20 protein-coding genes are annotated in these 21,015 nt (G+C 74.8%); 13 read left to right on the forward strand and 7 right to left on the reverse strand.

Features of this window, described 5'->3' with window-relative positions; translation table 11 throughout:
* Window positions 1-16: 16 nt before the first annotated feature.
* Both IEY37_RS17135 and IEY37_RS22300 read left to right on the forward strand, forming a co-directional pair.
* A complete protein-coding gene (locus IEY37_RS17135) occupies window positions 17-385 on the forward strand; it encodes an OB-fold nucleic acid binding domain-containing protein (RefSeq protein WP_188943730.1) in 369 nt (122 codons plus the stop codon).
* Window positions 382-1,284 (forward strand): DUF3159 domain-containing protein, encoded by a 903-nt coding sequence (locus IEY37_RS22300; protein ID WP_229674565.1) that lies wholly within the window; start codon window positions 382-384, stop codon window positions 1,282-1,284. Before IEY37_RS17135 ends, IEY37_RS22300 begins: the two co-directional genes overlap by 4 nt.
* Before the next feature lie 16 nt (window positions 1,285-1,300).
* On the opposite strand, the gene IEY37_RS17145 is transcribed toward IEY37_RS22300, so the two are convergent.
* Window positions 1,301-1,954 (reverse strand): potassium channel family protein, encoded by a 654-nt coding sequence (locus IEY37_RS17145; RefSeq protein ID WP_188943732.1) that lies wholly within the window; start codon window positions 1,952-1,954, stop codon window positions 1,301-1,303.
* The gene (locus IEY37_RS17150; RefSeq protein WP_188943734.1) at window positions 1,954-2,619 is read right to left on the reverse strand and encodes a potassium channel family protein; all 666 of its coding nucleotides are present in this window, start codon (window positions 2,617-2,619) and stop codon (window positions 1,954-1,956) included. The genes IEY37_RS17145 and IEY37_RS17150 overlap by 1 nt, the downstream gene beginning before the upstream one ends.
* A 173-nt stretch (window positions 2,620-2,792) precedes the next feature.
* Between IEY37_RS17150 and IEY37_RS17155 the strand changes: the two genes are divergently transcribed.
* The 6 genes from IEY37_RS17155 to IEY37_RS17180 are packed head-to-tail and all read left to right on the forward strand — an operon-like array spanning window position 2,793 to window position 9,797.
* The gene (locus IEY37_RS17155) at window positions 2,793-5,042 is read left to right on the forward strand and encodes an APC family permease (RefSeq protein WP_229674566.1); all 2,250 of its coding nucleotides are present in this window, start codon (window positions 2,793-2,795) and stop codon (window positions 5,040-5,042) included.
* Complete coding sequence (locus IEY37_RS17160; RefSeq protein ID WP_188943737.1) at window positions 5,035-6,615, forward strand: class I SAM-dependent RNA methyltransferase; 1,581 nt, start codon at window positions 5,035-5,037, stop codon at window positions 6,613-6,615. Before IEY37_RS17155 ends, IEY37_RS17160 begins: the two co-directional genes overlap by 8 nt.
* An 18-nt stretch (window positions 6,616-6,633) precedes the next feature.
* A complete protein-coding gene (locus tag IEY37_RS17165; protein ID WP_229674567.1) occupies window positions 6,634-7,023 on the forward strand; it encodes a lycopene cyclase domain-containing protein in 390 nt (129 codons plus the stop codon).
* Window positions 7,016-7,402 carry a lycopene cyclase domain-containing protein gene (locus IEY37_RS17170; protein WP_188943739.1) on the forward strand — a complete coding sequence of 129 codons (387 nt, stop codon included), beginning with the start codon at window positions 7,016-7,018 and terminating at the stop codon, window positions 7,400-7,402. The genes IEY37_RS17165 and IEY37_RS17170 overlap by 8 nt, the downstream gene beginning before the upstream one ends.
* Entirely contained in the window at window positions 7,399-8,214 is an 816-nt protein-coding gene (locus IEY37_RS17175; protein WP_188943741.1) for a class I SAM-dependent methyltransferase, read from the forward strand. The genes IEY37_RS17170 and IEY37_RS17175 overlap by 4 nt, the downstream gene beginning before the upstream one ends.
* On the forward strand, window positions 8,211-9,797 hold the full coding sequence (locus IEY37_RS17180; protein ID WP_188943742.1) for an FAD-dependent oxidoreductase: 1,587 nt from the start codon (window positions 8,211-8,213) through the stop codon (window positions 9,795-9,797). The genes IEY37_RS17175 and IEY37_RS17180 overlap by 4 nt, the downstream gene beginning before the upstream one ends.
* On the opposite strand, the gene IEY37_RS17185 is transcribed toward IEY37_RS17180, so the two are convergent.
* The 5 genes from IEY37_RS17185 to IEY37_RS17205 all read right to left on the reverse strand — a co-directional run bounded on the left by IEY37_RS17185 (window position 9,761) and on the right by IEY37_RS17205 (window position 14,772).
* Window positions 9,761-10,684, reverse strand: coding sequence for a Rieske (2Fe-2S) protein (locus tag IEY37_RS17185; protein ID WP_188943795.1), 924 nt, complete (start codon window positions 10,682-10,684; stop codon window positions 9,761-9,763). The genes IEY37_RS17180 and IEY37_RS17185 overlap by 37 nt on opposite strands.
* A 100-nt stretch (window positions 10,685-10,784) precedes the next feature.
* Window positions 10,785-11,792, reverse strand: a complete 1,008-nt coding sequence (locus IEY37_RS17190; RefSeq protein WP_188943744.1) for a phytoene/squalene synthase family protein — start codon at window positions 11,790-11,792, stop codon at window positions 10,785-10,787.
* Window positions 11,789-13,273, reverse strand: coding sequence for a phytoene desaturase family protein (locus IEY37_RS17195; RefSeq protein ID WP_188943746.1), 1,485 nt, complete (start codon window positions 13,271-13,273; stop codon window positions 11,789-11,791). Before IEY37_RS17195 ends, IEY37_RS17190 begins: the two co-directional genes overlap by 4 nt.
* Complete coding sequence (gene idi, locus IEY37_RS17200) at window positions 13,270-13,830, reverse strand: isopentenyl-diphosphate Delta-isomerase (protein ID WP_188943748.1); 561 nt, start codon at window positions 13,828-13,830, stop codon at window positions 13,270-13,272. Before idi ends, IEY37_RS17195 begins: the two co-directional genes overlap by 4 nt.
* Before the next feature lie 114 nt (window positions 13,831-13,944).
* On the reverse strand, window positions 13,945-14,772 hold the full coding sequence (locus IEY37_RS17205; RefSeq protein WP_188943750.1) for a glycerophosphodiester phosphodiesterase: 828 nt from the start codon (window positions 14,770-14,772) through the stop codon (window positions 13,945-13,947).
* Between the two features lie 297 nt (window positions 14,773-15,069).
* On the opposite strand from IEY37_RS17205, the gene dxs reads away from it, so the two are divergent.
* From dxs to IEY37_RS17230, 5 genes are all read left to right on the forward strand, one after another.
* A complete protein-coding gene (gene dxs, locus IEY37_RS17210; protein WP_188943797.1) occupies window positions 15,070-17,082 on the forward strand; it encodes a 1-deoxy-D-xylulose-5-phosphate synthase in 2,013 nt (670 codons plus the stop codon).
* Between the two features lies 1 nt (window position 17,083).
* On the forward strand, window positions 17,084-17,755 hold the full coding sequence (locus IEY37_RS17215) for a response regulator transcription factor (RefSeq protein ID WP_188943752.1): 672 nt from the start codon (window positions 17,084-17,086) through the stop codon (window positions 17,753-17,755).
* A gap of 124 nt (window positions 17,756-17,879) precedes the next feature.
* Complete coding sequence (locus IEY37_RS17220) at window positions 17,880-18,995, forward strand: HAMP domain-containing sensor histidine kinase (protein ID WP_229674570.1); 1,116 nt, start codon at window positions 17,880-17,882, stop codon at window positions 18,993-18,995.
* 356 nt (window positions 18,996-19,351) lie between these two features.
* Window positions 19,352-19,699 carry a hypothetical protein gene (locus IEY37_RS17225; protein ID WP_188943756.1) on the forward strand — a complete coding sequence of 116 codons (348 nt, stop codon included), beginning with the start codon at window positions 19,352-19,354 and terminating at the stop codon, window positions 19,697-19,699.
* Window positions 19,700-20,490: 791 nt separating this feature from the next.
* On the forward strand, window positions 20,491-20,949 hold the full coding sequence (locus IEY37_RS17230; RefSeq protein ID WP_188943757.1) for a hypothetical protein: 459 nt from the start codon (window positions 20,491-20,493) through the stop codon (window positions 20,947-20,949).
* The last annotated feature ends 66 nt before the right edge of the window (window positions 20,950-21,015 follow it).

Below are 21,015 nucleotides of genomic sequence, written 5' to 3' on the forward strand. Positions count from 1 at the left end.
CGGAGGAGAAGAGACGATGCCGAGTTCGATCGGCCGCTGGTTCAAGAAGCTGACCGCGGACGACGCCGCCGTCGAGGCCGACGAGCTGTCCTCGGAGGTCGACGCCTCCGGGTGCCAGCACGCGGCGGGCTGCTGGCAGGGTCAGCGGGTGTCGGTGCTCGGCCGGCTGCGCACCGTGGACCTGCGGCCGACCGACGCGCTCGCCACCCTGGTGGCCGAGCTCTACGACGGCACGGACACCGTCCAGCTCATCTGGCTGGGGCGCCGCTCGATCCCCGGTGTCAGCACCGGGCGCACCGTCAAGGCCACCGGCCGGCTGGCCGTCAAGGACGGCCGCAAGACGATCTACAACCCGGAGTACGAGCTGCTCCCGGCCCACGCGTGAGCCACCCGCACGAACCGGCCGGCGCGCCGCCGGCCGGACCGCTGCCGGCCGCCCCGGGAGCGGAGGACGGCGCCGGCCAGGCGGCCGCCCGCACCCGGCCGACGCTCTGGGACCAGCTCGGCGGCCCGATGGGCATGGTCGACTCGGGGCTGCCGGTCGTCGTGTTCGTCATCGTCAACGCCTTCGCCGGGCTCGGCTGGGCCATCGGCTCGTCCCTGGCCTGCGGCGCGGTGATCGCCGCGTGGCGGCTGATCCGCCGCAAGCCGGTCATGCAGGCGATCGGCGGCCTGATCGGCGTCGGTGTCGCGGCGTTCATCGCCTACCGGACCGGCAGCGCCAAGGGCTACTTCCTGTTCGGCATCTGGTCGTTCGTGGTCTACGGCGCCGGCCTGGTGCTGTCCATCCTGGTGCGCTGGCCGCTGGTCGGCGTCGTCTGGGAGGGCCTGAACGGGCGGGGCATGCGCTGGCGGCAGGACCGGTCGCTGGTCCGCCGGTACGACGCCGCCACGGCCGTCTGGGTGTTGGTGTTCGTCATCCGGTTCGTGGTGCAGCGCTGGCTGTACGACACGGACAAGGTGGGCTGGCTGGCGACGGCCCGGCTGGTGATGGGCTATCCCATGTGGTTCCTGGCCATCGTGGCCACGGTCCTGATCGTGGGCAGCGCGGCCGGCATGCACCTGCCCTGGCGCCGGCGAGCCGCCGGCGCGACCGCGTCCACCACGGCGTCCAGCACCGGGACCACCACGGCGTCCACCACCGTGTCCAGCACCGGGTCCACCACCGGGGCCGGTGCAGCCGCCCTCAGCGGCGCCGAGCCGCCGGAGCAGGGGCGGCACTCCGCGGTCGAGACCCGGCGCCCGGGCGACATCCGGCCCCGGCCGGCGACCGGTACCGACTGACGCGCACCGGCCGGGCTCAGACCAGCGCCTCCCGCACCAGGTCCTCCACCTCGGTGGAGGCCACGAAGAGCAGCTCGTCGCCCGGCTCCAGCGGTTCGTCGGGCTGGGGGACGATCACCCGGCCGCCGCGCAGGATGGTGACCAGCGCCGCGTCCCGCGGCAGCTCCAGGTCCCGCACCGGCCGACCGGCCATCGACGTGGACGGCGGCAGGGTGACCTCCACCAGGTTCGCCTGTCCCTGCCGCAGGGTGAACAGTCGCACCAGGTCGCCGACGGTGACCGCCTCCTCGACCAGCGCGGCCAAGATGCGCGGCGTCGACACCGCGACGTCCACCCCCCAGGCGTCGGTGAACAGCCACTCGTTGCGCGGGTCGTTGACCCGGCCGACCACCCGGCCGACCGCGAACTCGGTCTTGGCCAGCAGCGACACCACCAGGTTGACCTTGTCGTCGCCGGTGCAGGCGATCACCACGTCGCAGGTCTGCAGCCCGGCCTCCTCGAGGGAGGACAGCTCGCAGGCGTCGGCCTGCACCCACTCGGCGGCCTCGATGCGCTGCGGCTTGATGGCCTCGGGGTCGCGGTCGATGAGCATGACCTGGTGGCCGTTCTCGACCAGCTCACCGGCGATGGACCGGCCGACCGAGCCGGCTCCGGCGATGGCGATCCGCATCAGGCACCTTCCTCGGGGGACCGGGCGGCCAGCTCGCCGATGTGCAGCACGTCCCGGGACAGCACGGCCGCGTAGACGGCGTCGCCGTCCTGCACGACGGTCTCCGGCCGGGGCAGGAAACCGGTGCCGTAGCGGACCACGAAGGCGGCCCGGACCTGCAGCGCCGACTCCAGCGAGGTTAGCGTCCGGCCCACCCAGTCGCGGTGGTAGGGCACGTTGACGACGGTGACCGTCCCGGACGGGTCCCGCCACTCGCTAATCAGCCCGTCGGGGATGACCGCCCGCATCAGCCGGTCGGTGGTCCACGGCACGGTGGCGACCGTCGGGATGCCGAGCCGCTCGTAGACCTCGGCGCGCTTGGGGTCGTAGATCCGGGCCACGACGGTCCGCACGCCGAACTGCTCCCGGGCCACCCGGGCGGCGATGATGTTGGAGTTGTCGCCCGAGGACACCGCGGCGAACGCGTGCGCCTCGGAGATCCGCGCGGAGATCAGGGTGTCCCGGTCGAAGCCCATGCCGAGCACCTGCTCGCCGTGGAAGTCCGGGCCCAGGCGCCGGAACGACGCCGGGTCCCGGTCGATGACCGCCACCGAGTGGCCGGCCCGGGCCAGCGCCCTGGCCAGGCCGGAGCCGACCCGGCCGCAGCCCATGATCACGATGTGCACGCCGGGCACCCTTTCCTCGACGCCGAGCGGACTTGCGGACGACGGCCGGCGACACCCGGCCGCCGACCGGACCCGAAGGTACCGCCCGCCACACCTGGGAGCCGCCGGGAGCCGTCCGGGTCCGCCGATCGAGCGGATCGCGACGCGGTGCTGCGGACACGTAAACTTCTGCGGTGTCCAAGGTGACGGCCGCGACCAAGCGGTTGGTGGTCGGGCGACCCTTCCGCAGCGACCGGCTCTCGCACACGCTGCTGCCCAAACGGATCGCGCTGCCGGTGTTCGCGTCCGACGCGCTCTCCAGCGTCGCCTACGCGCCGCAGGAGATCTTCGCGACGCTGTCGGTCGCCGGGCTCGCGGCGTACTCCTTCGCTCCCTGGATCGCCATCCTGGTGACCCTGGTGATGCTGGTCGTCGTCGCCTCGTACCGGCAGAACGTGCACGCCTACCCCAGCGGCGGCGGCGACTACGAGGTCGCCACCACCAACCTGGGACCGAACTTCGGCCTGACGGTGGCCAGCGCGCTGCTGGTCGACTACATCCTGACCGTGGCGGTGTCGACCGCCTCCGGCGTGGCCAACATCGGCTCGGCGATACCGGCGGTGGGCGAGCACCCGGTGCTGTGGTCGGTGATCATCATCGTGGTGATCACCGCGCTGAACCTGCGCGGCATCCGCGAGTCCGGCACGGCCTTCGCGATCCCGGTCTACGCGTTCATGGTGTCGATCCTGGTGATGATCGGAACCGGCATCGTCCGGTGGATCGCCGGTAGCGACATGCAGGCCGAGAGCGCCGGGTACACCTTGACCGCCGAGCACTCCATCACCGGCTTCGCGCTGGTCTTCCTGCTCGCCCGCGGCTTCTCGTCCGGATCCGCGGCGCTGACCGGCGTGGAGGCCATCTCCAACGGCGTGCCGGCGTTCAAGAAGCCCAAGTCGCGCAACGCCGCCACGACGCTGGCCCTGATGGGCGGCCTGGCCGTGACCATGGTCCTCGGCCTGGTGGCGCTGGCCCGGATCACCGACGCCAAGATCGCCGAGGACCCGCTGCGGCAGCTGGTCGGCGCGCCGCCGGACTACTACCAGAAGACGATGATCGCGCAGATCGCGCAATCGGTCTTCTCCGGCTTCCCGGTCGCGTTCTACGTGGTGTCGTTCACCACCGGGCTGATCCTGGTGCTGGCGTGCAACACGGCCTTCAACGGCTTCCCGGTCCTGGGGTCGATCCTGGCCCAGGACAGCTACCTGCCGCGGCAGTTGCACACCCGCGGCGACCGGCTGGCCTTCTCCAACGGCATCGTCTTCCTCGCCGTCGTCGCGCTGATCCTGGTGGTCGCGTTCGACGCCAACGTCAACTCCTTGATCCCGCTCTACACGGTGGGCGTGTTCGTCTCGTTCACCTGCTCGCAGGCCGGGATGATCCGGCACTGGAACCGGCTGCTGCGCACCGAGACGGACGGCCGGGTGCGCCGGCGGATGCGCCGCAGCCAGACCATCAACGCCGTCGGCTTCAGCTTCACCGCGGTCGTGCTGGTGATCGTCATCGTCACCAAGTTCACCACCGGCGCGTGGATCGCCATCGCCGCGATGGGCCTGTTCTTCCTGACCATGAAGGCGGTGCGCCGGCACTACCAGCGGGTCGCGGCGGAGATCGCCGCCGACGAGGACGACCTGGTGCTGCCGAGCCGGGTGCACGCGGTGGTGCTGGTGTCCAAGCTGCACCTGCCGACCATGCGGGCGCTGTCCTACGCCAGGGCGACCCGGCCCGACACCATCGAGGCGGTGACCGTCAACGTCGACCCCGAGGACACCGCCGCGCTGGCCCGGGAGTGGGAGGACCGGCAGATCCCGGTCCCGCTCAAGGTCATCGACTCGCCGTTCCGGGAGATCACCCGGCCGATCATGGAGTACGTGCGCCGGGCCCGGAAGGACTCGCCGCGTGACGTCGTCGCGGTTTTCATCCCCGAGTACGTCGTCGGGCACTGGTGGGAGCAGCTGCTGCACAACCAGTCGGCGCTGCGGCTCAAGGGCCGGCTGCTGTTCACCCCGGGCGTCATGGTCACCTCGGTCCCGTGGCAGCTGTCCTCGTCCGAGGCGCTGGACCAGCGGATCCGCGCGCACGCCGACCGCACCCTGCCCTTCCGGACGCGGATGCCCGGCGTGGCGCCCCTGCAGGAGTTCTCCGACGGCGGGTCCGACGGTGGCGGGAAGCGTCGCCCGCCGGCGCCGCCGGGACGGGTGACGCCGGCCCGCGAGGGCGGTGGCCGGGTCGCCGACGGCGGGCGGCGTCCGGCGGCGACACCGGTGGAGCGTTCGGCGGCCGCGCCGGTGGAGCGGCCGGCGGCGGGACCGGTGGAGCGGCCGGCGGGGACCGGCCGGTCGGCGGGCGTCCCGCGCCGCGCCGGGGTGTCGGGCGACGGTGACTGAGCCGGCGGGCGATCCCGGCGTCCCTGTCTACCCGGACGAGCTGGCCGTGGGGGACGTCGTCGAGGTCCGGGTCGACGCGGTCGCCCACGGCGGGCACTGCGTCGCCCGCTACGGCGGGCGGGTGGTGTTCGTCCGGCTCGGCCTGCCGGGAGAGCAGGTCAGGGTGCGGCTCACCGAGGTCCGTCCCGCGTCGTTCTGCCGCGGCGAGGTCGTCGAGGTGCTGGTGCCGCACCCGGACCGGGTCGAGGCGCCGTGCGTGCACTTCCGGCCCGGGGGCTGCGGCGGCTGCGACTTCCAGCACGCGGCCGGCCCACTGCAGCGCGAGCTCAAGGGCGCCGTGGTCGCCGAGCAGCTCCGCCGGCTGGCCGGGCTGGACGTCGCGGTGACCGTGCAGGCCCTGCCGGACGCAATCCTGGAGACAGGACCGGACGCAGCCCCGGACACAGGACCGGACACTGCTCAGGGCGGGGTGGCTCCGGGCTTCGGCTGGCGCACCCGGGTGCGGTGGGCGCTGGACGCCGACGGGCGCATCGGTCCCCGCGCGGTCCGCAGCCACCGGGTCGTCCCGGTCTCCCGGGACCGGCCGTGCCTGATCGCCGCACCGGGGTTCAGCGAGGCCGCCGCCGTCCTCGACGTCCCTCCCGGGGTGCGGGACGCGCCGGTCCGGCCCGGGCCGGACGACCGGCAGGCCGTCGCCGGACCGGGGGGCGCGGCCGGGGTGCCGGAGACCGAGGAGGACGACCGCGGCGCCGGCGGCCGGCCGGAGCAGGACCGCGGCACCGGCGGCCGGCCGGAGCAGGACCGCCCCACCGGGGGAGGCCCGGCGCGGGACCGTCGGAGACGTCCGGACCGGCGATCCGAGCGCGGCCGGGGCGGGGACCGCGGTCGGGGCACCGTGCGCGGCCGGGCCGCCGACCGGGGCCGGCGCCGCAGCGCGCTGCCCGAGGTGATCCTGGTGCAGGCGCCGGACGGCGAGGTGCGCAGCGCCTGGCCCGGCGAGGACGCCAGGCTGGTCGTCGAGCAGGCCGCCGGCCGGGACTGGCAGGTGGCCGGGGACGGCTTCTGGCAGGTGCACCCCGCGGCGCCACAGGTCCTCGCCGACGCCGTGCGGGCCGCGCTGGGCGACGCCGACATCCGCTCCGCGTGGGACCTGTACGGCGGGGTCGGGCTGTTCGCTGCGGTGCTCGCCGACGTCGTCGGGCCCGGCGGCTCGGTCGTCTCCGTCGAGGGCGACCGGCACGCCGCCGAGCTGGCCGCCGCCAACCTCGCCGACCTGCCGGGCGTCCGGACCGTGCGGGGAGCGGTGGCCGACGTCGTCGCCGACCTCCCGGACCGGGTCGACGCCGTCGTGCTGGACCCGCCGCGCACCGGCGCCGGTCCGGCGCTGTGCCGCGAGATGGCCCTGCGCGAGCCGGCGGTGCTCGTCTACGTCGCCTGCGACCCGGCGGCGCTGGGTCGGGACGCCGCGGCACTGGCCGGGGCCGGCTACCGGCTGGACGGCCTGGCCGCGTTCGACTGCTTCCCGCAGACGCACCACGTCGAGTGCGTCGCCCGCTTCGTCCCCGCCGGCTGACCGGCACCGGCACCTACAGTGGGGGTCCCCGCCCCCGACGCCGGCCGCCAGGAGCTCGAGATCGACCACTTCCGCTACCTGTTGCTGATGGCCGGCTGCCTGGTGATCACCGCACCGCTCGAGCTGGTGCTGCACGCCGGCGTGTACCGCCGCGTCCGGGCGCTGCTGCTGTCCGTGCTGCCGGTCGTCCTGGTGTTCTCGGTGTGGGACGTCGTCGGCATCGTCCGCGGCCACTGGACCTACAACCCGCGGTTCGTCACCGGGCTCCAGCTGCCGTTCCGGATGCCGATCGAGGAGCTGGTGTTCTTCGTCGTGATCCCGATCTGCGGGCTGCTCACCTACGGCGCGGTCGGCGCCGTCCTCGACCGCAAGCAGGCCCGCCGGGACGCGGAGGCCCGGGGTGCCTGAGTACACCGCGCTGACCGTCGTGGCCGTGCTGGCGGTGGTCGCGCTCGAGCTGTGGGGGCTGCGGACGGGGATCTTCCGGACCCGGCGGTACTGGATCTCGATGGTCATCGTGCTGGGCTTCCAGATCCCGGTCGACGGCTACCTGACCCGGCTGGCCGACCCCATCGTGCTGTACGACGCCCGGCAGACGCTGGGCATCCGCTTCCCGTGGGACATCCCGATCGAGGACTTCGGCTTCGGCTGGGCGATGGTGACGCTGACCATCCTGCTGTGGCGCCGGTGCACCGACGGCCCGTCCCGCCGCGCCGCGGCCGGCCGGGCGGTCCCCGGTCGCCCGTCGAACGCCGGCGCCGCCGCACACCGGGAGGACGCCCGATGACCACCGTCCGGCCGGACGGGTCCCCGCCCGCCGGGACACCGGGCGCCGGCGGGCTGGACGTCGAGGCCGCCTTCGACGCGGCCGCGCCCCGCTACGACCTGATGGTCGCGCTCAACCCCGGCTACCACCACCACCTGCGGATGGCGGCCAAGGCGCTGGTGGAACGGCTGCCGGCGACCGGTCCGCTGCGCCTGCTCGACCTGGGCTGCGGCTCCGGGGCGTCCACCCGCGCGCTGCTCGACCGGCTGTCCGCGGACGTCGCACCGGACCGCGGTCCGGTCGAGGTCGTCGGCGTGGACGCCTCGGCGGGCATGCTGGCCCAGGCTCGGCGCCGGGCCTGGCCGGCGGTGGTGCGCTTCCTGCACGCCCGCGCCGAGGACCTGGTGCCGCCGGTGCCGGACGCCGTGGACCGGGTGGTCGGCGCGCCGCTGGACGGCGTGCTGGCCGCCTACCTGTTCCGCAACGTGCCGGCCGAGCACCGGGACGCGGTGCTGGCGGCGCTGTTCGACCGGCTGCGCCCCGGCGGCACCCTGGCCGTCCAGGAGTACTCGGTCGCCGGCTCCCGGCGGGCCGGCCGGGTGTGGACGGCGGTGTGCTGGGCCGTCGTCGTGCCGCTGAGCCTGCTCACCTCGGGCAGCAGCCGCATCTACCGCTACCTGTGGCGGAGCGTGCAGCGCTTCGACTCCGTCGAGCAGTTCACCGACCGGCTGCACCGGGCCGGGTTCGTCGACGTCCGGGTGCGGACCGTGTCCGGTTGGCAGCGGGACATCCTGCACACCGTCCGGGCGAGCAGGCCGGCGGCCGGCGGGTGACCGGCTGGCGGCCCGGTCGCGACCCGCGGGCGCACCGCCACCCCGGTCCCGCCGGCGTGCTGCGCGACCCGGGCGGGCGCCGGGTGACCGTCATCGGCGGCGGCATCGCCGGGCTGGCGGCGGCGGCGGGGCTGGCCGAGCGCGGCGTGGCGGTGACCCTGCTGGAGGCCGCGCCGCAGCTGGGCGGCCGGGTGCGGGCCTGGCCGGTGCCGGGGGATCCGGAGCGGACCATGAGCCGCGGCTTCCATGCCTTCTTCCGCCAGTACTACAACCTGCGCGCGCTCCTGCGCCGCGCCGACCCGGCGCTTGGCCGGCTGGTCCCGGTCGAGGATTACCCGCTGGTGCTGGCCGGCGGGCACCGCGACTCCTTCACCGGCATCCCGCGGACCCCGCCGCTGAACCTGGCCGCCTTCGTGCTGCGCAGCCCGTCGTTCACCGTGCGGGACCTGGCCAGGGTCGACGTGGCCGCCGCCCTCGAGCTGCTCGACGTGCGGTTCCCGCGCACGTTCGCCGACTACGACGGGGAGAGCGCCGCGGAGTTCCTGGACCGGTTGCGCTTCCCGGACGCCGCGCGGCACCTGGCGCTCGAGGTCTTCGCGCGCAGCTTCTTCGCCGACCCGCGGGAGTTCGCCGCCGGCGAGCTGGTCGCCATGTTCCACAGCTACTTCGTCGGGTCCGCCGAGGGCCTGCTGTTCGACGTCCCCGACGACGACTACGACACCGCGCTGTGGGCGCCGCTGGCCCGGTACCTGCAGCGGCGCGGCGTCGAGATCCGCACCGGTGCCGAGGTCCTCGGTGTCGACCTGACCGGTCCGCAGGCCCGGACGGTGCTCGCGGACGCCGAGCACGCCGCGGACGCCGTGGTGCTGGCCGTCGACCCGCGCACCGCCCGCCGGCTGGTCGCCGACGGTGCCGGTCTGCCCGGCGGGTCCTGGCGCGACGCGGTCGCCGCCGGTCGGTCGGCGCCGCCGTTCGCCGTCTGGCGGCTGTGGTTGGACCGGGCGGTCGACGCCGACCGGTCGCCGTTCCTGGGCACCAGCGGCTACGGCCCGCTCGACAACGTCACCGTGCTCGAACGTTTCGAGGCCGGCGCGGCACGCTGGGCGCAGCGGCACCGCGGGTCCGTGGTCGAGGTGCACGCCTACGCCGTGCCGCCCGGCACCGACGAGGTGGCGTTGCGCGAGCAGCTGCGGGCCGAGCTGCACCGGGTGTACCCGGAGACCGCAGCGGCGGGCGTGCGGGCGCAGGAGTGGCTGCTGCAGCAGGACTGCCCGCTGCTGGACCCGTCCGGATGGCAGCGACGACCGGGCGTCCTCACGCCGGACCCGCGACTCGTGCTGGCCGGCGACTGGGTGCGCTCGGACCTGCCGGTCGCTCTGATGGAGCGCGCGGCGACGACCGGCTGGGCCGCCGCGAACACCGTGCTGTCCGGCTGGGGGGTGGCCGGTCACGACCTGTGGTCCACCCCGATGGCCGGCCGGCACCCCGTGGCGGGGGTCACCCGCCGGGTGCTGGCCGGGCGCCCGGGCCGGCGGCGGCCGGGCGGTCAGCCCGGGTACTCGCCCCGGGCGCGCAGCGCGTAGCGGCGTTCGGCGTAGGCCAGGTCGTCGACCCACAGGCGCCGGGCGGTGCGCTTGATCGCCGGGCGGAGCACCGGCGCCAGCGCCCGGGCCACCCCGAACCCGGAACGGGGGGAGTAGGCGATCGTCGCCTCGGTGACCATGGTCCGCGGCCGCCCCGCGGCGTCCACACCGAGCGGGGTGGCGTGGGTCTCGACGACGCTCCCGGCGCCCTCGCCCTCGGTGATCGTCATGACGATGGTGCGGGCGTCGGGGCAGGTGAACGCCGCCCGCACCGGCACGCCGACGTTGCGGCTGAGTCGGAAGGTCACGTCCACGACCAGCGTGCTCTCGTCGCTCGCAGCGTCGTCGACGGTCAGGTGGCTGAACGAGTACGGGTGGAACCACGCCCCGTGCCACGGGTCCAGCCGGTTGGCGATGACGTCCTCGGGCTCGCAGGTGCCCGGCTCGACCATCACCGCCGACACCGACAGGTCCGCCGGCGACCGCACCGGCAGGGCCGGCCGCTCGGTCGGCGTCTCACCCTGGGTCGGCAGCCGGACCCACAGCAGCACGCCGTCGTCCAGGGCCTGGAAGGGCCGCCACGACGCGTCGCCGCGCGGCTCGATCGGGTAGCCGTGCCACCGGCAGTAGAGGGTGCCGTCCGCGACGGTGCACCCGGTCAGCAGCGCGCCCAGGTGCGGGCAGGCGCCCGGCCCGGCGACCAGCGCGCCGTCGGCGTCCCGCCACAGCACCACCTCGACGCCGGCGATGGTCCTGGTCACCGACGTCGACCGGCCGACGTCGCCGCTGGCGCCGACGACGTACCAGCCGCCCGGATCCCGGCCCTGGGCCACCCGGAGGGCGGCGGCGATGCGACTCGGCCGGGCCTGCCGCCAGGACGGCGCCATCCGCTGCTCCGGCGGCTGCGGCGCCCAGGCCAGCGGGATCCGCGCCCGGACGGCCGCCGGGATCCGCGACGGCCGTTGCGGACGGGTGTCCCGGCGAGGCTCAACGGACACGGTCGGCTCCCTCCCTGCCGGCGGCCGGGGACCGGCCTGCCGGGCGTTCTGCGGCACGTCCCCGCGGCGCCGGCGCGCCCGCCGTGGCCGCCCGTCCCGGGCCGGCCACGACGATGCGCGCCGCGGTCGCGGCCTTCTGCCACGTCGGTACCCGGGCGCGGCCGGTGAAGACGTCGTGGTCGGCGCGTTCGATCCGGTCCAGGATGCGCGAGTAGAGCACCCGCGCCGCCCCCACGCAGCGGGCGGACCGTCCCGGCAGCAGGGCGATCCCGGTGTCGGCCTCGCGGTACAGGCGGCGGTTGCGGGAGATCTGGAACGCCATCATCGCCCGCCACTGCGGGGTCACCCGGCGCTCGTGCACGTCGACGCCGAACCGCTCGAGGTCCTCCTGGGGCAGGTAGACCCGACCGCGGTCCAGGTCCTCGTCGACGTCGCGCAGGAAGTTGGTCAGCTGGAAGGCGAACCCCAGCGCCCGCGCCGGCTCCCGGGCGCCGGCACGGGTCGGACGCAGCACCGGCAGCATCATCTCGCCGATGACCGCCGCCGACCCCTCCATGTAGCCCAGCAGGTCCGCCCACGTCCGGTACGTCGTCGTGGTCAGGTCCATGGCCATGGCGCCGAAGAAGCGGTCGAAGCACTCCGGGTCGATGTCGCACCGCAGCACGGTGTCGACCACGGCCGCCAGGACCGGCTCGTCGGCGTCACCGGCGGCCAGCGCCGTGCGGAACCCGGTCGCGAAATCGGCGAGCCGGGCCGCGGTGTCGCCCGGCGCGCCGGTGTGGCCGGCTGTGCCGGTCGTGCCGGGCGGCGGGTCGTCGACGATGTCGTCGGCCAGCCGGCACAGCGCGTACACCGCGTGCACGTGCCGTCGCCGGTCCGGGGCCAGGATGGCGGCGCCCCAGTAGTACGTGGTGCCGTACCGCCAGGTCAGCCGGCGGCACTCGCGGTAGCCCCGGTCGAGCCGGGCCTGCCGCTCCGCGAGGTCCGCCGCGCTCACGCGGCGCCGTCCCGCAGATACCCGCGGACCCGTTCGGCGGCGAGCTTGCCGGACACCAGCACCATCGGCACGCCGACACCGGGCACCGTGCCGGAGCCGGCGAGGAACAGCCCGGGCAGCTCCCGCACCGTGTTCCGGACGCGGAACGGCCCGGTCTGGCCGAAGGTGTGCGCGGTGGCGAACGGCGTGCCGCCGGCCATCCCCATCCGCTGCCACTCCAGCGGCGTGACCAGCTCCTCCACCGCCACGTCCGTCGGGTAGCCGTTCTCCGCGAGGAAGGCGAGCAGCCGGTCGCGCATCGGCCCGGCCTCGCGCCGCCAGTCGATCGCGGAGCCCAGGTGCGGCACCGGCTCCAGCACGAACATCGAGGTGGATCCCGGCGGGGCCATCGACGGGTCGGTCACCGTCGGCACGGTGACCAGCCGGGACGGGTCGGGCATCAGCTCCCGGCGGTCGAGCAGCGCCTCGAACGACTCGTCCCACTGCTCGCCGAAGTGGATGTTGTGGTGGGCGGTGCCCGGCGCCGGCAGCCCGCGCGCGCCGACGTGCCAGACCACCGCGGACGGCGAGTGCCGGGCGCGTCGCACCCGCCGCGGCAGCGAGAGGTCCGGCAGCAGCGACCGGTACGCCGTCTCCGGGTCGAGGGTGCAGACGACGGCGTCGGCGGCGATCCGCTCGCCGGAGTCCAGCTCCACCCCGGCCACCGCGCCGGTGTCCGGCCGGCGCAGCACCGTGCGCACGCCCGTGCCGAGAAGCACCTCTGCGCCGGCCTTCTCGGCCGCGGTGGCCAGTGCCAGCGGGACCGCGTGCAGGCCGCCGTCGGGCCACCACACGCCCTCGATGCTGTCCATGTAGGTGATCACCGCGTAGATGGCCAGCGCCGACTGCGGCGACAGGCCGGCGTAGAGCGCCTGGAAGCTGAACAACCGGTGCAACCGCGGGTCGCGGAAGCGACGCCGGACCGCCGGTCCGAGCCGGCCGAAGCCGCCCAGCCGGACCAGCGTCGCGGCGGCGCGGGGGTCGGCCACCAGGTCCAGCGGGCTGTCGAAGTTGCGGTCGATGAAGTGCGGCATCTCGACCTCGTACAGCCGCCGCAGCCAGTCCACGAAGCCGTCGAAGGCGTCGGCATCGGCGTCGCCGCAGGTGGCGCGGATCTCCTCGCGCATGGCGTCGCGACCGTGCCGGACGTGGATCGTGCTGCCGTCGGCGAAGCGCGCGCGGTACGCGGGATCCAGCCGGCGCAGCGGCAGGACGTCGGCGATGTCGGTGCCCGCGGCCGACAGCGCGTCGGCGATCAGGTCCCGCATGGTCAGCACGGACGGCCCGGTGTCGAAGGTCCAACCGTCCCGCTGCAGCAGGCCGGACCGCCCGCCCGGCACCGGTTCCCGCTCCACGACGGTGACGTCCCAGCCGTCACCGACCAGCCGGCACGCGGCGGACAGGCCGGCCAGGCCGGCGCCGATCACGACGACGCGGCTCATCCGCGGCCGCTCGCCTCGGCGAGCGCGTCCTGTCCCAGTTCGGCGATCTGCCGGACGCTCCACGGGCTGAACGCCCACGGCGCGGCGGCCACTGCGGTCCGCACGGCGTCCCACCCCACCCAGTTGGTCTCCATGGTCTCCGAGGGGTTCGGCCGCACGGCCCCGTCCGGATGCACCGCGCGCCCGACGAACACCGGGCACAGCTCGTTCTCCCAGGTGCCGCCGGCGTCCCTGGCCCGGTACGAGAAGGTGGGCAGCACGCAGCGCAGGCCGGCCACCTCGACGCCCAGCTCGTCGTCCAGCCGCCGGCGCACCGCCTCCTCGACGGGCTCACCGGGTCGCGGGTGTCCGCAGCAGCTGTTGGTCCACACGCCGGGCCAGGTGCGCTTGTCCAGCGCTCGGCGGGTCATCAGCAGCGACCCGGCCTCGTCGAACAGGTACAGCGAGAAGGCCAGGTGCAGCGGCGTCTCCGGCCCGTGCACGGTGCTGCGGTCGTGCTGCCCGATGGGTCGACCGGCCGGGTCCACCAGGACGACCAGGTCGTCGGTGACCGTCATCGCGGGCGGCGGTGGTCGGAGGTGAGGAGGCGGGCGACCGGCATTCCGCGACGATACCCACGCGCCGCGCGGGCACTCCGTCGCGCGGCGGCACGCACGGGCGGGGACGCCGGCTCAGTGGCCGTGCCCGGCCAGCCGGCGGACCAACGCCCCCGGCCGGTTGGTGATGAGGCCGTCCACGCCCAGGTCGTCGAGCCGCTGCCACGCCGCCGGGTCGTCGACCGTCCAGGGCGCCACCGCGACGCCGTACCCGTGCAGCTCGGCCACCAGCCCGGGCCGCTCGTCGAGCAGCCCGAACCACGGGTTCCACGCCACCGCGCCGAGGTCGCGGCACAGCTGCACCGGGTCCAGGGCGACGTCCTCGACCAGGACACCGACCGGGCGGTGCGGCTGCAGCGCCCGGACGTGGCCCAGCGCGTCGAGCTCGAAGGACTGCACGAGCACCCGGTCATCGGCGCCGGACCGCCCGAGGACGTCGAGGACCGCCGCGACCTGCGCGCGGGTGTGGGCGCCCTTGATCTCCAGCAGCAGCCGGCGGCCCGGCGTCAGCGCCGCCAGCAGCTGGGCCAGCGTCGGGATCCGGTGGACGGCACCAGCGGTCGGCGGGCGGTCGCTGCCGGGGGAGGGGTCGCGGTTCGGGTCGGCGGCCGCCGCTACGGCGTCCCGCAGGAACCAGGACCCGGCGTCCAGCTCCGCCAGCTGCGCCGACGTCAACGCCCGCACGGTCCCGGTGCTGCCGGTGGTCCGCTCGACGCTGTCGTCGTGCAGCAGCACCGGGACACCGTCGACGGTGGGCTGCACGTCCGTCTCGAGCCAGGAGGCGCCGGCGGCCCACGCCGCCTCGAAGGCGGCCATGGTGTTCTCCGGGTGGTCCGCGCTCGCACCGCGGTGCGCGATGACCGCCGGCGGTGCGCCGGCCACCCGGCGGAGGGACGGGGTCACGGGCCGGACCGTACCGCCGGCCGCCGTCCCGGCGCCGGACCGGGGCTGCCGTTCCGTCCCCGCCGCCGGGGCAACCGCGACCCGGTGCCGCCCGTCCACCCGTGGAGCGGTCGGGCCGGTACCGTCGACGGGCGGGCGGCCACGCAGGCGCGGCTCAGGCCATCGGGACGCCGCCCGGTCCGTCCGGGCGTGGACGGGGAGAGGTAGGGAGAGCTGGTGCCGCATCGACGGGCGACCGACTCCACCGGCATCCGGCCCAGGACCGGCCGGACCTCCGGGCAGGACGCCCGCAGCGGCCTGCTCGGGCGGCTGCGCGGTCCGGCGGACCTGAAGACCCTCGGGCCGGACGAGCTCAGCGCGCTGGCCGGGGAGATCCGCGAGTTCCTGGTGCAGCACACCTCCGCCCGCGGCGGCCATCTCGGCCCGAACCTCGGCGTGGTCGAGCTCACCCTGGCGTTGCACCGGGTCTTCGACTCGCCGGCGGACCCCATCGTGTTCGACACCGGACACCAGGCGTACGTCCACAAGATCCTGACCGGCCGGGCGGCCGGTTTCGACCGGCTGCGCACCCGCGGCGGTCTGTCGGGCTATCCCAGCCGCGCCGAGTCCGAGCACGACTGGGTGGAGAACTCGCACGCGTCCACCTCGCTGTCCTACGCGGACGGGCTGGCCAAGGCATTCCAGGTGCGCGGTGAGTCCGACCGCACCGTGGTCGCCGTCATCGGCGACGGTGCACTGACCGGCGGGATGGCGTGGGAGGCCCTGAACAACATCGCCGCCGGCAGCGGCCGGCCGCTGGTCGTGGTGCTGAACGACAACGGCCGTTCGTACGCGCCGACGATCGGCGGCATGGCGCAGCGGATGGCGGCGCTGCGGCTGCGACCCGGGTACGAGCGGATGCTCGGCCAGGTCAAGAGCACGCTGCCGCGGGCGCCCGTCGTGGGCCGGCCGCTGTACGGCGCGCTGCACGCGGTGAAGACGGCCGTCAAGGACTGGCTGCTGCCGCCCGCGATGTTCTCCGACCTCGGGCTCAAGTACCTGGGGCCGATCGACGGCCACGACGTCGAGGAGCTGGAGTCGGCGCTGAGCCGGGCCAAGGGTTTCCGCGGGCCGGTGCTGGTGCACTGCCTGACCCGCAAGGGCCAGGGGTACCCGCCGGCGGAGAACGACGACGCCGAGCAGATGCACTCGCCGCCGGCGTTCGACCCGGTGACCGGGCGGCCCAAGGTCACCCCGTCGACGTCGTGGACCTCGGTGTTCAGCCGGGAGCTGCTGCGCGCCGGCGCCGAGCGGGACGACGTCGTCGCGGTGACCGCCGCGATGAGCGGCCCGACCGGGCTGGACGCCTTCGCCGCCGCGTTCCCCGACCGCTTCTACGACGTCGGCATCGCCGAGCAGCACGCGGTCACCTCGGCCGCCGGGCTGGCGATGGGCGGCCTGCACCCGGTCGTCGCGGTGTACGCGACATTCCTCAACCGCGCGTTCGACCAGCTGCTGATGGACTGCGCACTGCACCGGCTGGGCGTCACGGTGGTGCTCGACCGGGCCGGCATCACCGGCGAGGACGGGCCGAGTCACCATGGCATGTGGGACATGTCGCTCGCCGCGTTGGTGCCGGGGCTCTGCCTGGCGGCGCCGCGGGACGCGGTGACGCTGTCCGAGGAGCTGTTCGAGGCGCTGGCCGTCGGCGACGCGCCGACGGTGCTGCGCTACCCGAAGGGTGCTGTACCGCAGGAGGTCCCGGCGCTGCGCCGGGTGACGTCCGGTGACGGCGGCCCGGTCCCGGTCGAGGGCGGCCGAGGTGCGGTGGACGTCCTGGCGCAGCCGCGTGCCGGACACGAGAACGACGTGCTGCTGGTCGCTGTCGGGGCGTTCGGCGGGATGGCGGTGGAGGCAGCGTCGCGGCTGGCCGACCAGGGCATCGGCGTGACGGTCGTCGACCCGCGGTGGGCGCTGCCGGTGCCGCCGGTGCTGGTCGACCTGGCGGCCGGCCACCGGCTGGTCGTCACGGTCGAGGACGGCGGCCGGTCGGGGGGCGTCGGCGCCGCCGTGGTGGACGCGCTCGCCGGCACGGACGTGCCGGTGCAGGTCGTCGCGCTGCCGCAGCGGTTCCTGGAGTCCGCCAGCCGCGCCGAGTTGCTCATCGAACTCGGCCTGACGGCGCAGGTGCTGGCGCGCACCGTCACCGAGACGTTCGCCGACCGGGCCGGACGCCGGTCCGGCGAAGCGGCGACGCCGGCGGGCCCGGACGCGGATCCCTTCGACACTCCCGGCGGGCTGTCCGGCCGCCGACCGGCAGGAGAGGCGTGACATGCGGGTACTGGTGGTCGAGGACGAGCAGCGGTTGGCGGACGCCATCGCGCGCGGCCTGCGCTCGGAGGGCATGGCGGTCGACGTGGCGTACGACGGCAACGAGGGGCACGAGAAGGCCACATTCACCCGCTACGACGTCGTGGTGCTCGACCGGGACCTGCCCGGCATGCACGGCGACGAGCTGCTCGGCGAGTTGATCTCCGCGGGCGACATCGTCCGCGTCCTGATGCTGACCGCGTCGTCGGGCATCGACGCCAGGGTGGAGGGGCTGTCGCTGGGCGCGGACGACTACCTGGCCAAGCCGTTCGCGTTCCCCGAGCTGGTCGCCCGGGTGCGGGCGCTCGGTCGGCGGGCGACGCCGGCGGCGCCGCCGGTGCTGCGGGCGGGCGACGTGGAGCTGGACCCGGCGCGGCGCACCGTGACCCGCGCGGGCACCACGGTCGAGCTGACCCGCAAGGAGTTCGGCGTCCTCGAGGTCCTGATGTCCGCGTCGGGCACGGTGGTCTCGAGCGAGGAGCTGCTGGAACGGGTCTGGGACGAGAACGCCGATCCGTTCACCACCACCGTGCGGGTGACCGTGATGACGCTGCGCCGCAAGCTCGGCGAGCCGGGACTGATCGACACCGTGGTGGGCGCCGGGTACCGGGTGTCCGCCGATGCGCCGGCCTGAGCCGGTCGCCGAGCACGCGCCGGCCCGCGTCGGCGCCGTCCCGCGCGGCAGTGCGGTCCGCGGCGCGCCGCCGGTTCCGCCGCCGGACGGTTCCCCGCCCGTCGGGGGTGGCGGCCGCGGTCCGGTGCGGGGTGGACTGCGGCTCCGGCTGACCCTGCTGTCGACGGCGCTGCTGTCCCTGGTCGGTGCGCTGATGCTGGCGCTGGCGTACCTCTTGGTCGGGCGGGTGGTCGCCGCGCTGCCGCGGTTCCCGCCCGGGACCCCGGTGCAGATCGACGGGCGGATCACCGACGCCGCCGCGTTCTCCGACCAGGTCGTGCGGCAGGGCCGGGAGACCGTGCTGCTGGTCGGGTCGATCGCGTTCCCGCTGCTGGTGGTGGCCGGTGCGATGGTGTCCTGGGTGCTCATCGGCCGGACGCTGCGGCCGCTGTCGGTGCTGACCAGTGCGGCGCGCGGGCTGTCCGAGGCGTCGCTGGACCGGCGGATCCAGCTGCCGGGTCCGCGCGACGAGGTGGCCGAGCTGGCGGACACCTTCGACGACATGCTGGGGCGGCTGCAGGCCGCGTTCGACGCGGAACGGCGGTTCGTCGCCAACGCCTCGCACGAGCTGCGGACGCCGCTGTCGGTCATCCGCACCGAGGTCGACGTCACCCTGGCCGACCCGCATGTCGACGCCGAGGACCTGCGGCGGATGGCGGACGTGGTGCGGGAGGCCACCGATCGCGCCGACCGGCTGCTGACCTCGCTGCTGTTCCTGGCGCGCACGCAGGGCAGCGGGATCTCCGAGCGTCGCGACGTCGACCTGGCCGCGCTCGTGGAGCCGGCGTTGCGGGCCGTCGCGGGGGAGCGCGCCGAGCGCCGGGTGACCGTTGCCGTCGACGCCCGGCCGGCACCGGTGTCCGGGGACCCGGCGCTGCTGGAGCGGGTCGTCGGCAATCTCGTCGAGAACGCGGTGCGGCACAACGTGGTCGGCGGCGAACTCGCGGTGTCGACCGCGGTCGAGGGCGACCGCGCGGTGGTGCGGGTGCGCTCCGGCGGCGCCGAGATCGACCCGGCGACCGTGTCGCAGCTGTTCGAGCCGTTCCGGCAGGGCGACCGCGCCCGCACCGGCCACCGCGGCAGCGGCCTGGGCCTGTCCATCGTGCGGGCGGTGGTGGCGGCGCACGACGGCACCGTGACCGCCGCGCCGGTCCCCGGTGGGGGACTCGCGGTGCGGGTGGAGCTGCCGGTCCGTGGGTGACGGGGGGAGTCGGACACGAACGTCCGGTCCGGCTCTCCGGACTGACAGCAGCCGAGGGGCGAGCCGATGACCGGAACGTAGGACTGCGAACTCGCTGCGGTCCGCTCAGCAGCCGGCGCCGAGCCCTACGCTGAGCCGATGCGTGGGCTCCGGGCGCCGACGGTCCTGGCGGGTGCTCGACCCCGCGTCGGGATCGCCCGCAGAAGTGCCCGTGCACCTCGTGTGCGTCGGGCGCAGCTCGAACTGGAACGGCTGTTCCACCGCGGGCACCAACGGATGGTCGTGGTGCCGATCCGGTTTGGAACCGACCGACCGCCGAGGCGAGCGGCGGCGCCGTGACACCGTGGTGGGCGTTCGTGATCTCCGGCGCTGCCGGCGGTGTTCTCACTCTGGCTGGAGCGCTGATCACCGCCTGGCTGCAGCGGACACGCGATGAGCGAGGGCAGTGGTTCGAGCGGACGAAGTGGGCCGAGCAGCTCAGCGTCGACTCGGAGCCGTCTCGAGCCGCCAAGGGCCAGGAGATCCTGTCGCGACTGCTGAAGCGGCAGTCACCGGCCGACCGGGACGCCGACATCATCTCTGTGCTCGCAAGCACACCTCGTCTCGCCGCGCTCGAGGCAGGACCACCGCCAGACCTGGACGACGTGGAGTTCGAAGTGGACACTGGACTGGACGAGGAGAGGAGCGGCGATGACAGCGACTGACCACCGTGCACTCACGACGACGGGCAAGAGGGTCGTCAAGGTCTCTCGCGCCGATGTCGTGGCAGCCCAGACGCGCGTGCAAGCGGACCGGCTGTTGGGCCGCAAGACGCCGGAGGTCATCGCGCGTGTTGCCGCCGCTGCCCCCTCAGACCGGTGGACCGAGCGATAGGGCCCTCGACGCCTGCAAGCGTCACCAGCGTTTCGACATCTCTCTTCCTCAGCACTGGCCCGGGCCACGGCTGGGAGCACTTCGTCGCCGTCGGCCCCGCGAGAGCGCACATCGATGCGCCGACATCGCGCAGGAAGCGGCGCACCCTGACTTGGCCTGAAGCGGCATGGGTGACTGCTGCCGCTGACCTCGGCCCGCTGATCCGCGCCGTTGCGGGGGGCTGCGTCCCGGCCGGCCGCCACAACCACCGCACACGGAACCGCGGGAACGTCGATTCGGACCGTCGCACGCCGGTACTCGATCACGGATGGACCTGCCGTGCGGCCAGCACCACGATCGTGCGGCAACGGTCCGCCCCGCCGGCCCCCACGCCGTCCCCGGGTCGTCGCCGCGTGGACGGATGTGCCGTGCGTGACACCGGATCGAGGGGATCCGATCGGACGCCGGCGCCGTCGGACCCCCGGTCAAGATCTCGAACAGAAGGACTTCGTCGGTGTCCGCAGCTCCGTTCCCCCGTCCCGCCGGCTCGCACGGGCCGCCTTCCCGGCGACGCCCAGACGCCCTCCGGACCATCCGGCTGCCTGCTCTGCCGGCCCGGTCCGTCCCTGTCATGCTCGTCGCGATGCTCGCCAGCCTCGGTCTGCCGTGGCAACGCGGCGGTATCAAGCCCGGGTTCGACTGGGCGTGGAACCCCGGGTACTGCACGGTCACCTGGGACGGCTACAGCCGCTGCACCACCTGGGACCTGGTGCCGGACGTGGCCTACAAGGCGGTCGGCCCGATCCCCGGCACGCAGCTCCCGGTGCGGGTCCTGGTCGTGGCTACGGTCGTCCTGCTCTGGGCCGGTTGGCGGCGCGCAGCGCGGGCGGCCGCGGGTGCCGGGCTGGCGCTCGGAGTGGGCGCCGTGCTGATCGGCGGCGCCTCCGTCACCTCCGGTCGGCTGCTCTTCGTCGTCGCGCTGGCACTGCTGGCAACGACGTTGCACGCCGGCGGTCTCGTGGGACGTCGGCGGTCACCCGGCCCGACCGCCGGGGTCCGGTCGGGCATGCCGGCCGGGATGCACGGCGCATCCCGGCCCTAGGTGTACTGACCGGACAGGTTGGTTAAGCGGGTGATCGGGGCGTTGCGTCCGATGGCGGTGTGGGGC

It is taken from the genome of Nakamurella endophytica (assembly GCF_014646215.1).
GTDB classification, from domain to species: domain Bacteria; phylum Actinomycetota; class Actinomycetes; order Mycobacteriales; family Nakamurellaceae; genus Nakamurella; species Nakamurella endophytica.

What these genes read in the sequence shown, in the direction of transcription:
- idi (WP_188943748.1), bottom strand. Translation starts at nt 13,830, where the DNA reads ATGACGGTCACCGACGACCTGGTCGTCCTGGTGGACCCGGCCGGTCGA.
- IEY37_RS17185 (WP_188943795.1), bottom strand. Translation starts at nt 10,684, where the DNA reads ATGGCGCCGTCCTGGCGGCAGGCCCGGCCGAGTCGCATCGCCGCCGCC.
- IEY37_RS17195 (WP_188943746.1), bottom strand. Translation starts at nt 13,273, where the DNA reads ATGAGCCGCGTCGTCGTGATCGGCGCCGGCCTGGCCGGCCTGTCCGCC.
- IEY37_RS17175 (WP_188943741.1), top strand. Translation starts at nt 7,399, where the DNA reads ATGACCACCGTCCGGCCGGACGGGTCCCCGCCCGCCGGGACACCGGGC.
- IEY37_RS17135 (WP_188943730.1), top strand. Translation starts at nt 17, where the DNA reads ATGCCGAGTTCGATCGGCCGCTGGTTCAAGAAGCTGACCGCGGACGAC.
- IEY37_RS17230 (WP_188943757.1), top strand. Translation starts at nt 20,491, where the DNA reads ATGCTCGCCAGCCTCGGTCTGCCGTGGCAACGCGGCGGTATCAAGCCC.
- IEY37_RS17215 (WP_188943752.1), top strand. Translation starts at nt 17,084, where the DNA reads ATGCGGGTACTGGTGGTCGAGGACGAGCAGCGGTTGGCGGACGCCATC.
- IEY37_RS17145 (WP_188943732.1), bottom strand. Translation starts at nt 1,954, where the DNA reads ATGCGGATCGCCATCGCCGGAGCCGGCTCGGTCGGCCGGTCCATCGCC.